At 61.0% G+C, this 12,718-nt stretch carries 10 protein-coding genes; 5 read left to right on the plus strand and 5 right to left on the minus strand.

The features are described 5' to 3' along the window. Together cyoE and coxB are read right to left on the minus strand one after the other, a co-directional pair. Nucleotides 1-942 (minus strand): heme o synthase, encoded by a 942-nt coding sequence (gene cyoE, locus SM766_RS05455; RefSeq protein ID WP_274831291.1) that lies wholly within the window; start codon nt 940-942, stop codon nt 1-3. Between the two features lie 128 nt (nt 943-1,070). Further along, complete coding sequence (coxB, locus tag SM766_RS05460; protein WP_065272704.1) at nt 1,071-1,910, minus strand: cytochrome c oxidase subunit II; 840 nt, start codon at nt 1,908-1,910, stop codon at nt 1,071-1,073. 207 nt (nt 1,911-2,117) lie between these two features. On the opposite strand from coxB, the gene tldD reads away from it, so the two are divergent. The 3 genes from tldD (at nt 2,118) to topA (ending at nt 7,877) form a co-directional block, all read left to right on the plus strand. Then, a complete protein-coding gene (gene tldD, locus SM766_RS05465) occupies nt 2,118-3,539 on the plus strand; it encodes a metalloprotease TldD (protein WP_274827757.1) in 1,422 nt (473 codons plus the stop codon). A gap of 257 nt (nt 3,540-3,796) precedes the next feature. Then, a complete protein-coding gene (dprA, locus tag SM766_RS05470) occupies nt 3,797-4,993 on the plus strand; it encodes a DNA-processing protein DprA (RefSeq protein ID WP_368947172.1) in 1,197 nt (398 codons plus the stop codon). 187 nt (nt 4,994-5,180) lie between these two features. After that, entirely contained in the window at nt 5,181-7,877 is a 2,697-nt protein-coding gene (gene topA / locus SM766_RS05475; RefSeq protein WP_368947173.1) for a type I DNA topoisomerase, read from the plus strand. Nucleotides 7,878-8,066: 189 nt separating this feature from the next. Here topA and SM766_RS05480 read toward each other — a convergent pair whose 3' ends face one another. Then, entirely contained in the window at nt 8,067-9,197 is a 1,131-nt protein-coding gene (locus SM766_RS05480; RefSeq protein ID WP_368947174.1) for a Hint domain-containing protein, read from the minus strand. 258 nt (nt 9,198-9,455) lie between these two features. Here SM766_RS05480 and SM766_RS05485 point away from each other — a divergent pair, with 258 nt between their 5' ends. Both SM766_RS05485 and SM766_RS05490 read left to right on the plus strand, forming a co-directional pair. Then, nucleotides 9,456-10,178 carry a CoA transferase subunit A gene (locus SM766_RS05485; RefSeq protein WP_065272699.1) on the plus strand — a complete coding sequence of 241 codons (723 nt, stop codon included), beginning with the start codon at nt 9,456-9,458 and terminating at the stop codon, nt 10,176-10,178. Next, nucleotides 10,178-10,807, plus strand: coding sequence for a 3-oxoacid CoA-transferase subunit B (locus tag SM766_RS05490; RefSeq protein ID WP_065272698.1), 630 nt, complete (start codon nt 10,178-10,180; stop codon nt 10,805-10,807). Before SM766_RS05485 ends, SM766_RS05490 begins: the two co-directional genes overlap by 1 nt. A gap of 252 nt (nt 10,808-11,059) precedes the next feature. Here SM766_RS05490 and SM766_RS05495 read toward each other — a convergent pair whose 3' ends face one another. Further along, on the minus strand, nt 11,060-12,019 hold the full coding sequence (locus SM766_RS05495) for an alpha/beta fold hydrolase (RefSeq protein ID WP_274867046.1): 960 nt from the start codon (nt 12,017-12,019) through the stop codon (nt 11,060-11,062). Nucleotides 12,020-12,075: 56 nt separating this feature from the next. Beyond that, nucleotides 12,076-12,690, minus strand: a complete 615-nt coding sequence (locus SM766_RS05500; protein WP_065272697.1) for a pyridoxamine 5'-phosphate oxidase family protein — start codon at nt 12,688-12,690, stop codon at nt 12,076-12,078. Nucleotides 12,691-12,718: the final 28 nt, after the last annotated feature.

Below are 12,718 nucleotides of genomic sequence, written 5' to 3' on the forward strand. Positions count from 1 at the left end.
TTACCAGCCTCCCAGACCATAGGGTTTCAACAGGGCTTCGACGAGAATCGCGCCGAAGTGCAAAAAGAGGTAGAGCAGCGACAGCTTGAAGAAACTGCGCTCAGCCTTGAAATTGTCGGCCTCGCTGTCGTCCTCATCGCGGCGGAAGATCTTCCAGGCGCCGTGCAGGAACAGCGCGTTCAGCACCACGGCCACGGCCAGATAGACCGGACCACCGATGCCCGAGAACCCGGTGCCCACAGCCAGAATCGCCAGCAGGATGGTGTAGACGAGGATATGAACGCGGGTGGCGCGGCGACCGTGGGTCACGGTCAGCATCGGAACGCCCGCATCATCGTAATCCGAGCGCATGAACAGCGCCAGCGCCCAGAAGTGCGGCGGCGTCCACATGAAGGTCAGCGCGAACATCAGCCAAGGTTCAACCGACATGGTGCCGGTGGCGGCGATCCAGCCGATCACCGGCGGGAAGGCCCCGGCGGCACCGCCGATGACGATGTTCTGCGGCGTCGCCCGCTTCAGCCACATGGTGTAGATGACGACGTAAAAGAAGATGGTGAAGGCCAGAAACGCCCCGGCAAACAGGTTCGTTGCCAGTCCCAGCATGATGCAGGACAGGCCCGAAAGCGCCAGGCCAAGGCTCAGCGCCTCGCCCTTGTCGACCTTGCCTGCGGGAATCGGGCGCGACTTGGTACGTTTCATCACCTGATCGATATCCGCATCCCACCACATGTTGAGCGCGCCAGAGGCGCCACCACCGATGGCAATGAACAGAATCGCGGCAAATCCGATGACCGGATGCACACCAACCGGAGCAGCCAGCAGGCCGACGAGGGCCGTAAACACGACCAGTGACATCACGCGCGGCTTCAGCAGGGCGAAATAATCGCCAAAGCTGGGCTCGTCTTCGCGGATGGTGCTGGCATTGATGCTTGCGTCGCTCATGTCAGTCTCTTCGGCCACTGAAGGATGGCCGCGCGCGGCGCATCCTCGTTGCATTTAAGATGGTGCTATGGGCGCTACCATCGCGGCGCGCCCATGTTCGGGGCCGGACGTTCCGGCCCCTGCTTCAATCAGTTGGAGGCGACCTGATAGGACTGCGGCAGACCCGCATATTCCTCGATCGCGCCGTCCAGCCATGCGTCATAGGCTTCTTGGCTGACCACTTTTACAGTGATCGGCATATAGGCGTGGTCCTTGCCGCAGAGTTCAGAGCACTGACCGAAGTAGATGCCTTCTTTGGTGGGCTTGAACCACAGTTCAGCCAGACGGCCGGGAACCGCGTCCTGCTTCACGCCGAAGGCAGGCATCGCCCAGGAGTGGATCACGTCGGCGCCGGTCACCTGCATCACGATGGTTTTGCCAACCGGGACAACAACAGCGGTGTCGGTTGCCAGCAGGTACTCGTCCTCGGCATAGCCGTAATCGGCCAGTTCGTCCTTGGCGAGGAGGAAGCTTTCATAGCCAAACTCGTGGTCGACGTATTCATAGCCCCAGTACCACTGGTAGCCGGTGACTTTGATGGTGACGTCGGCTTCGGGAATTTCCTGCTGGCGGAACAGTTCCGGCAGCGAGAAGGAGCCGATGAAAACCAGGATCAGGATCGGGATCACGGTCCATGCGATTTCGATCGGAGTGTGGTGGGTGAACTGCGCCGCGTTCGGGTTCGCGCGCTTGTTGAAGCGAACGATTGCGAACAGCAGCAAACCAGCCACAAAAACGCAGATGGCGGTGATGATCACCAGGATCAGCCCGTCCAGCATGTGAATGCCTTCCGCCAGTTCAGTTGCGGCCGGCTGGAAACCCAGACCGCCGTTGGTCGGCTTACCAATGGATTCAAGACCTTCTTGCGCTGTGGCTGGAAGGCTTGAGAGGCCAGCGAAAAGGCCCGAAAGCATCAAAGCATTCTTCATATCGTGTCCTGATCGTTTGATCGCGTTATTAGCTGCTACCGGTAACGTCGCTGGAAAGCTTGATTCCATAAAACGCACCGAACCCGTTGTCTTTGACGCTGCTTAAAATCATATTCCAACGTGCAGATAAAGAGGCAGGCGAGCGGCAAAGCGTCGCTTTCTTGATTTAGATCAAAAAAAACCGCCGTCGCGAAGAGGATTTGAGACATGGAAACCACGGCCTACCGCCCGTTTGAGACCAGCCTCCCCGAGGATGAGGCGCTTGGTGTGCTGCGCAGCGCCACTCAAGGGGCCGACGATGGCGAGATTTTTGCCGAGCGGCGCAAATCGGAGGCGCTCGTGTTTGATGACGGGCGGCTGCGCAGCGCCAGTTACGATGCCTCCGAAGGCTTTGGCTTGCGGGCGGTCAATGGCGATGTGGCGGGCTACGCCCATTCCACCGACGTGTCGATCAGCGCTCTGACCCGCGCCGCGGAAACGGCGCGCCTTGCGGTGGGCGATGGCGGCGGCACCTATGCCGAACCGCCCGCATCTACCAACAGACATCTTTACGCCGACACCGATCCGATCAGTGCCCTGCCCTTTCCGGTGAAGGTCGAGACCCTGCGCGAGATCGACGCATTCGCCCGCGATCTGGATCCCCGGGTGGTTCAGGTCTCGGCGACGCTGGCGGCCTCCTTGCAAGAGGTAGAGATCCTGCGCGCCGACGGGGTGCGGGTGCGCGACGTGCGCCCGATGACCCGGCTCAATGTCTCGGTGATCGTGGAACAGGACGGCCGCCGCGAAAGTGGCTCGGCCGGAGGCGGTGGCCGGGTTGGTCTGGACGGGTTGATTGATCCCGTTAGTTGGCAAGCCAAAGCCCGCGAGGCGCTACGAATCGCGCTGGTCAATCTCAAAGCAGTGCCTGCACCCGCCGGGGAGATGGAAGTCGTGCTTGGGCCGGGCTGGCCGGGTATCCTCCTGCACGAGGCCATCGGTCACGGTCTTGAGGGCGATTTCAACCGCAAGGGCAGTTCGGCCTTTGCCGGGCTGATGGGGCAGCGGATCGCCTCCCCGGGAGTCACAGTGCTTGACGATGGCACCATCCCGGATCGGCGCGGCTCGATTACGGTCGACGATGAAGGTACCCCTAGCCAGAAAACCACCCTGATCGAAGACGGCATTCTGGTTGGCTTCATGCAGGACCGCCAGAACGCCCGCTTGATGGGGGTTGAGGCCACCGGCAACGGACGCAGGCAAAGCTATGCCCACGCCCCCATGCCGCGGATGACCAACACATATATGATGGGCGGCGATGCCGATCCGGCGGATCTGGTGGCCGGAATCAAGGACGGGATCTGGGCCGTGGGATTCGGCGGTGGCCAGGTAGACATCACCAACGGCAAGTTCGTGTTTTCCTGCACCGAGGCCTACCGCGTGCAGAACGGCAAGGTCGGCGCACCGGTGAAGGGCGCAACCCTGATCGGCGATGGTGCCACCGCGCTGCAGCAGATTCGCGCCCTCGGCAACGACATGGAACTGGATCCCGGCATGGGCAATTGCGGTAAAGCAGGCCAATGGGTACCCGTCGGAGTCGGCCAACCCTCTGTTCTAATGGGGGGACTCACCGTTGGCGGGGCAGCAATCTAAGTAAAGATTCCCCGACCAAACCCTTCGGGGTTGAGCACAAAACGGACCCAACGGTCCGTTTTTTTGCGTGACTGTATCAGAAACTGAATCAGTCTTGCCGCCGAGAAGAGGGCGCCATTCGCGATCGCGCCAACTTTTTTCATTTAAAAACAAATAGCTATTCAAAGAATTCGAAAATCTTCGGAAAATTAAGGGTCATTCACCACCTGTTAACCCGTCAAGGTTAATTCTAATTGTGCAAACAGGCGGAGCAACGGATGACTGAAGAAGCATATTCTTCCACTCACCCCCCACTCCCACCCACCACGGAAGATCTCCGGCGTTCGTGGCTTCGCCTTTTGCGTTCCAGACGGGTAGGTCCGGCTACATTTTACCGGCTGCTGTCTGAACACGGTTCAGCGCAGAATGCGCTGGAAGCGTTGCCTAAAATGGCACGTTCCGCTGGGCTCAAAGGGTATGAAATATGCCCTTCCGATGCGGTAGACGCCGAAATAAATGTCGCAAAAGCCGCCAAAGCGCGGCTTTTGTGCTTTTCGGATCCTGAATATCCCGCTCCGCTTGCGCACCTGAAAGACGCACCGCCCGCGCTTTGGGCCATTGGCGACCTGTCCTTGCTGCAACGCCCCATGATTGCCATCGTCGGGGCCCGCAATGCCTCCTCCCTCGGGACGCGGATGGCGCGGGCACTGGCGCATGATCTCAGTGCCGCAGGATATGTGGTCGTCTCCGGGCTGGCGCGCGGCGTGGACACCGCCGCGCATCTTGCCGCCCTGCCCTCCGGCACCATTGCCGTCATGGCAGGCGGCGCTGATGTAATTTATCCTTCGGAAAACAACCGTCTGGGCAAGAGCATCGGCGAGCAGGGTCTGATCCTGTCCGAACAACCCATGGGCCTAGCGCCCCAGGCCCGCCATTTCCCGAAACGCAACAGAATCATTGCGGGGCTAGCCCAAGCCGTTGTGGTGGTCGAGGCCGCAGCCAAATCCGGCAGCCTGATTACCGCCCGCGACGCGTTAGATCTGGGCCGCGAGGTGCTGGCGGTTCCTGGCCATCCCTTCGATGCCCGCGCTTCGGGCTGCAACATGCTGATCCGCGACGGGGCGCAATTGGTGCGCAATGCCGCAGACGTGATCGCCGCGCTGCCGCCGGTGGAAAAGCCTGCCCCTCTTCCAAGCTCTGCCGATCAGCCTGACGCGCCACCTGCCAACGCAGGCCTCGCGGATCTGCCGCCGCCGCCTCCCGAACGGCGAAGCCTGCGCGAAACAGCAGCGCTGCATCAACAGGTTCTGGCTCGTCTTGGCCCCTCTCCCACGCCGGAGGATCAATTGCTGCAGGACCTCTCTGTCACGCCAAAGGAGCTGTCCTCGGTCCTGACCGAACTGGAACTGGATGGCGCGGTCGACCGCCATCCCGGCGGCATGCTGTCCCGTCCGCCCGGAAAGGGCGAAGAATGAAACCGGGCCGCGAACCCAGGCAAGCGGCCCGCCCCTCACAGCACTGCCCACATGGCGCAAAACATGGTGCAAAGGCAGCGCAACGCATGCGTCCAAAGCCCACGGATTGACAATCTCCCCTTGCGCGCCACATGTTGCCCCGCCATAGAACGCGCAGTATCCGCCCCTCAAGAGGTCCTGAATTTACATGCCAGTTGTTGTCGTCGAATCCCCGGCCAAGGCCAAAACAATCAATAAATACCTGGGCTCTGACTACACTGTGCTGGCGTCTTACGGACACGTCCGTGACCTGCCGCCAAAGGATGGGTCGGTCGATACCGAGCATGAGTTTGACATGAAATGGGAGGTCGGAAACGACAGCCGCAAACACGTCAAGGCCATCGCCGACGCTCTGAAAGAAGACAACGCCCTGATTCTCGCGACTGACCCTGATCGCGAAGGAGAAGCGATCAGCTGGCACCTGCAGGAAGCGCTGACCAAGCGCCGTTCGATCAAGAAGGACACACCGGTGAGCCGCGTGACCTTCAACGCGATCACCAAGGAAGCTGTCGCCGAAGCGATGAAAAACCCGCGTCAGGTGGATATGCCGCTGGTCGAGGCCTATCTGGCCCGCCGCGCGCTGGATTACCTCGTGGGCTTCAACCTGTCGCCGGTGCTGTGGCGCAAACTGCCCGGCGCACGGTCCGCAGGCCGTGTGCAATCGGTCTGCCTGCGTCTGATCGTTGAACGCGAGATGGAGATCGAAGCCTTCAATCCGCGCGAATACTGGTCGGTGAAGGCGCAGCTTTCGACCCCGCGCGGGCAGGAATTCGAAGCACGCCTGACGGTCCTGGGCGGCGACAGGCTGGATAAATACAGCCTCGCCAACTCCACTGCCGCAGACCTGGCGGTCAAAGCAGTTTCCAGCCGCGACCTGAAGGTGCAATCGGTGGAGGCAAAGCCTGCCTCCCGCAACCCGTCGGCGCCCTTCATGACCTCCACCCTGCAGCAGGAAGCCAGCCGCAAGTTCGGCATGGGCGCGCGCCAGTGTATGAACGCGGCGCAGCGGCTTTATGAGGCAGGCTATATCACCTACATGCGGACCGATGGTATCGACATGGCGCCCGAGGCGGTACAGGCCGCCCGCGCCGAGATCGAAACCCGCTATGGCGCCGACTATGTGCCGTCCTCGCCGCGCATCTACAAGAACAAGGCCAAGAACGCCCAGGAAGCGCACGAATGTATCCGCCCCACGGATATGAGCCGCGATGCAAAAAGCCTGAAGGTCAGCGAAGAAGAGCAGCGCAAGCTTTATGATCTGATCTGGAAGCGCACGATCGCCTGCCAGATGGAAGGCGCCCGGATGGAGCGCACCACCGTCGATATCGGATCAGGCGACGGTCAGGTGGTGCTGCGCGCAACTGGTCAGGTGGTGCTGTTCGACGGTTTCATGCGCGTCTACGAAGAAGGCCGCGACGATGTGGTGGACGAGGACGACAAGCGCCTGCCGCAAATCATGAACGGCGAAAACGTCAACTTTGCCTCCTCGCTGGCAGCGCAGGCGGAAAAAGCGGGCAAGGACGCCGCGATCCTGTCGGAGAACGCCGCCGTTCTGGGCCTGCAGCACCACACCCAGCCGCCACCGCGTTATACCGAGGCGACGCTGGTCAAGAAGATGGAAGAACTGGGCATCGGCCGTCCGTCGACCTATGCCAGCGTGATCACCACGATCCAGGACCGCGAATACGTCCGCAAGGAAAAGAACCGCCTGTTCCCCGAGGACAAGGGCCGGATCGTCACCATCTTCCTACTGAACTTCTTCAAACGCTACGTGGAATACGATTTCACCGCCGCGCTGGAGGAACAGCTGGATGACGTCAGCGCCGGTGAGGCCGATTACAAGGACATCCTGAGCAATTTCTGGCGCGACTTTTCCGCTGCGATTGCCGAGACATCGGATCTGCGGATCTCCGAGGTGCTGGATGTGCTGGACGATGCGCTGGCGCCGCAGCTCTACCCGCCGCGCGAAGATGGCACCGACCCGCGCATCTGCCCCAAATGCGGCGCGGGCCAGCTGCACCTGAAAACTTCGCGCACCGGCGGTTTTGTTGGCTGCGGCAACTACCCGGAATGCAACTACACCCGCCCGATCTCTGGCGAAGGCGCCGAAGGCTATGAGCGGGTGCTGGGCGAGGATGACGGTGACGAGATCCACCTGAAATCCGGCCGCTTTGGCCCCTACGTCCAGCGCGGCGAGGCCACGCCGGAAAACAAGAAGCCGCCACGCTCATCCCTGCCAAAACAGGGCCGCGATTATCTGCCGGGCTGGGGCCCGAACGAGATCACTCTGGAACAGGCGGTGACGCTGCTGACCCTGCCGCGCCAGATCGGGGAACACCCTGATGGCGGCATGATCGCCTCGAACCTTGGCCGGTTCGGTCCTTACATCATGCACCAGCGCCCGGATGAAGAAAAACCGGTCTACGTGAACCTGAAAGAGACGCTGGATGTCTTTGAAATCGGGATGAACCGGGCGGTGGAAATGCTGGCCGAGAAACGCGCCAACCCGGGCCGCGGCCGCCGCGCTGCTGCCAAGCCGCTGAAGGAACTGGGCGAACACCCCGAAAGCGGCGGCGCCATCAGCATCATGGACGGTCGTTATGGGCCTTACGTCAAATGGGAGAAGGTGAACGCCACCCTGCCCAAGGACGTAGAGCCCAAGGATGTTACCGTGGAAATGGCGGTGCAGCTGATCGCCGACAAAGCGGGCAAGACCAAGAAGAAAGCCCCGGCGAAAAAGGCCGCGCCCAAGAAGGCCGCTGCAAAGAAAACCACTGCCAAGAAACCTGCGGCGAAAAAGACAGCCAGCAAGAAGACCGCAGCCAAAGACGCAGGCGACAGCTAGGCTCGACTTTCGCCACACATGACCACCCTTGCCCGGCCAGAAACCGGGCGGCTCCCGCCGGATCGGGTCACAGTGAAGAACTGTGACCGTTCCGTTGGGCCCGGCGCCGCTGACGCGGCGCGGTCCGGGCTGGCCATCTTTGCCCCCCCCAAATTCAAGCTCGTCCAGGCGGCATTCTAGGTTCAGCGCCTAGGCGCGATCCCACAGCATGCCTGGCGAAGCCTCCCAAGCGGCTGGGTTCGCCAGAGGCGGCCGTTTGTTACGCCGGTGACGCCGGACGAGGTTCGCAGCCGCAGCGCCGGAAATGCAGGGTCTGGCGGCACTTGGCGCGAGCTGTCCCTGCATCAGAAACGGCAGGCGTTTTCGCAGGCTGGCGCGGTTTTCCGGCGACAGGCCTGCGAGTGCGATGGGGCCCGGTAGAAAACTCTCGACCGGTGCGCCTTCGGCGAAGAGGATTTCGTGCCGTTTGAGCATCAGGTGCCAGTAGTGATGCCTCGCTTGTACCACCGGCTGGGTGACGCCCGGCAGATCGATCATCTTCGTTGCCGGGACAAAGACCTGATTCGTTCCAAACATCCGGCCCGCAATGGGCGAGTCGAACAAAACCCGGTGCTGCGGCGACAGATAGAGATCGCGTTCCGGAAACCCCGCACCCAGCGCCTTTTCCCGAAGCCGGATCGGGGAGGTCCGCCGCCCCGCTGACACGGTTTCCTGCCCCAGCCAGATCAGGGGCTGAAACCCATGATCCAGCGTTTCCACGAGATCGCCGACCGACAGGCGCTCCACCGGGACCTCCCCGGCAGCTGCGCGTATCCGCGTTCCTTCAAGAAAGCACACAACAAAAGCATCGGCTTCGCGGTCGACATAGGCGTGGGTGCCCGCGTCATTAACGATGCCGGTGAACGTCATCGAGCGAATGCCGCCATCATTCAGCACATCGTTTTTGGCCGACCCCACCAGGAAGGGCGCCAGAAAGGTGCGCCCGGACATATCCTGCAGCAACAGAATCTCGGCCGCGGCTGTGGAGCCGTCATTGAAGACGAGATCGACCTGGTAATCGATGACGCTGTCGAGCCCCGACGCGATGCCATCAAAGATCACATCTTCGGGAGACCAGCCGTAATCATTGCTGGAAACCGCACCGTCACCGCTTGGATCATCGAGGGTGAGATAGTCCAACTGCTGATACAAGGGAGATCCAGCAGAGCCGAAGGTCATGCCGACCAGCGCCGCCGCATTCTCGGCCACCGCATCCTGTTCGTCAGGATCCAGATCGGCCATGGCCCCCAGATTGATAACTTCGATTGTTTTCTGAGCCAATACAGGGCTCCTACACGCAACATATTCAACTATTCCAACATTAGCCCAACAACTCTTAACATTCCCCTTTCCGGAAACCCGTTTCGCTGAGCATCATTGACAGTAGGTCCTGGCACGGCCATGCCACGCGGCACCGGTGGTCACGGCGTCGGTCATGGGAACCTGACTCCGTAGAAATACGCGTTTTTCTCCGTATTATTGACTCTGCCGACGCCGAGGCGCAGAACCCTCTCCAATAGGCAGTTTAGGGAGAACTCCGTGAAAAAAGTCTACTCCAACGCCGCCGAAGCGCTTGACGGGCTGCTTCATGACGGCATGTTCATCGCCGCCGGGGGCTTTGGCCTCTGCGGTATTCCAGAGCTTCTGCTGGACGCGATCAAAGACGCCGGCACCAAGGATCTGACCTTCGCCTCCAACAACGCGGGCGTTGATGATTTTGGCATCGGCATCCTGCTGCAGACCAAGCAGGTGAAAAAGATGATCTCCTCCTACGTGGGTGAGAACGCCGAATTCATGCGCCAGTACCTGTCCGGAGAGCTGGAGCTGGAATTCAACCCTCAGGGCACCCTGGCCGAGCGCATGCGCGCAGGCGGCGCGGGCATCCCCGGCTTCTTCACCAAGACCGGCGTGGGCACCGTCATTGCCGAAGGCAAGTTCGAAAAGCAGTTCCCGACCGGACCGGATGGCGCCATGCAGGACTACATCATGGAAGAGGGCATCTTTGCCGATCTCGCCATCGTGAAAGCCTGGAAAGCAGACGAAACCGGCAACCTGGTGTTCCGCAAGACCGCGCGTAACTTCAACGTGCCCGCCGCCACCTGCGGCAAGGTCTGCGTTGTCGAGGTCGAGGAAATCGTGCCCACTGGCAGCCTTGACCCTGATCACATCCACCTGCCCGGTATTTATGTGCACCGCATCATCCAGGGCGAGCACGAAAAGCGCATCGAACAGCGCACCGTTCGTCAGAAGGAGACCGCATAATGGCTTGGGATCGCAATCAGATGGCCGCACGCGCGGCACAGGAGCTGCAGGACGGCTGGTATGTGAACCTCGGCATCGGTATCCCGACGCTGGTGTCGAACTACATCCCCGAAGGCGTCGAGGTGACGCTGCAATCCGAGAACGGCATGCTGGGCATGGGCCCCTTCCCCTATGAGGGTGACGAGGATCCCGACCTGATCAACGCCGGCAAGCAAACTATCACCGAACTGCCGCAAACCGCGTTCTTCGATTCGGCACAATCCTTTGCGATGATCCGTGGCGGCAAGATCGCCATGGCAATCCTGGGCGCGATGGAAGTGGCCGAAAACGGCGATCTGGCCAACTGGATGATCCCCGGCAAGCTGGTCAAAGGCATGGGCGGCGCGATGGATCTGGTCGCAGGCGTTGGCCGCGTGGTCGTGGTCATGGACCACACCAACAAGCACGGCGACAGCAAGGTTCTGAAGGCCTGCACCCTGCCGCTGACCGGCAAGGGCGTCGTGGACCGCATCATCACCGGTCTGGGCGTTCTGGACGTGGTCGAAGGTGGCCTGAAGATCGTTGAGTTGGCCGAAGGCGTCACCGAAGAAGAACTGCGCGCCGCAACCGAGGCGACCATCGTCAACTGATTGCTTAGCGACATCAAAAACAAAAAAGGCCCGCCTGATACGTTAGGCGGGCCTTCTTTTTGGCCGAAGCGGGTGCAGGACCTCAGATCACCCGCGCCGTGCCAGAGGCGTACATACTTGCGCTGTGCCCACAGGAGATGACGGCCTGCAGCAGCGATGTAGCGCCCATGTCCTCGCCCTCGGTAATGTCGATGGCAAAGGCATTACGGCAGTAAACAGGCGGGGGCGGATATCATCCCGGCCCCCACCCTGTCAGTTGTTGATACGATCGAGAAAGCTCAGCATCTTCCCGGCGATTTCAGGACCCTTTTCCTGCAAGGCGAAATGGCCGGTGTTCAGCAAGTGAAACTCCAGATCCGTGAGATCGCGTTTATAGGGGTGCGCCCCTTCCTCGGGGCAGATCTGATCATTGGCGCCCCAGACCAACAGCGCGGGGGGCTGGTGTTCGCGAAACAGTGCCTGCCACTTGGGGTACTCGCTCAGGTTCGAGCCATAATCGAGGAACATTTCCAGCTGCACCTCCTGGTTGCCCGGGCGGTCCAGCAGATACTGGGCGTGCCAGAAATGGTCCGGGCTGACGCTGGCGGGGTTCTCTGCCCCATGGGTGAACTGCCATTTGGTGGCATCAAGGGTCAGGAAGCCGCGCAGCGCATCGCCGTTCTCCGGGCTGGGATCGGCCCAATAGGCGCGCATCGGCCCCCAGAACTCCCTTAGCCCCTCTTCATAAGCATTGGCGTTCTGGATGATGAAACCCGAGACCCGCGCCGGATCCTCGGCGAACATGCGAAACCCAACCGGCGCGCCATAATCGGTCATATAGACCGCGTAATTCTTCACGCCCTTCTGGTCCAGAAGCTGCGTCACCAGATCCGCCGTATTGGCAAAGCTGTAGTCATAGTCGGCAGCAAGCGGCATGTCCGAGGCTCCAAACCCGGGATAGTCCGGCGCGATCACATGATACTCCTGCGCCAGCACCGGGATCAGGTCACGGAACATATAGGAAGAACTGGGGAACCCATGCAGCAGCAAAACCGTCGGGTTCCTGGGATCACCTGCCTCACGATAGGCAATCGTGAGGCCCTCGATCATTTGCGAGGAAAAGGCGGTCTCGGGCATCGTGGATGCCTGAGCCGACGGCGCCACCGCAGGAGAGAGCGTCAGCGCCGCCGTAACAAGGGCTGAATTCAGCATGTTCATCGGGTCGAATGTCATATCAATTTACCTCGTAACAGAACGTACTGCAGCCAGCAGAAACGGAATGGCTGCCTTCAGACCTTCTGGCCTGCTTTCAGTCTTTCATTCTCCGCTTTGAGCTGGGCCAGCTGGCTGCGCAGGGGGGCCAGGTGGGGCTCCAGCTCCTCCAGCGTCAGACGCTCGGGGATGTGGCTGGGGCAATTCCAGTCAAAGGCTTCCAGATGGATCAGGATGGCCCGCTCAGGCGCAGCGCGCGCGCCGGTCGGGAACAGGCCATCCGTGGCCTCTGCACCTTCGATGATTTCAACCGTGCCCCAGATCTTCAGCCGCCGCCGGTTCGGGTAATCCATCAGGATCATCGCGAGACGGGCGTTGTCGGTCAGGTTGCCAAGCGAGATATACTGCTTGTTGCCGCTGAAATCGGCATAGGCGATGGTCTTTTCGTCCACCACTTTCAGGAAACCGCGCGGCCCCCCCCGGAACTGGACGTAGGGCCAGCCGGTTTCCGAAACGGTTGCCTGATAGAAGCCGTCGCGCTCGGCGATAAAGGCGGCTTCGGCGACGCCGATCCGATCGCCGGAGCGTTCCGGGGTTTCCAGCAGGCGCCCATAGGCACGGGCAGACCCCTGCCGCTTCTGATGCTCACGCACGGATTCGGTAAAGGCAATTTCTGCAAAGGCACGGGGCATGGTTGCTCTCGCTTTCTTAGGACTGAAC

Origin of the sequence: Pseudophaeobacter sp. A-200-2, from assembly GCF_041008815.1 — a bacterium.
GTDB lineage: Bacteria > Pseudomonadota > Alphaproteobacteria > Rhodobacterales > Rhodobacteraceae > Phycobacter > Phycobacter gallaeciensis_A.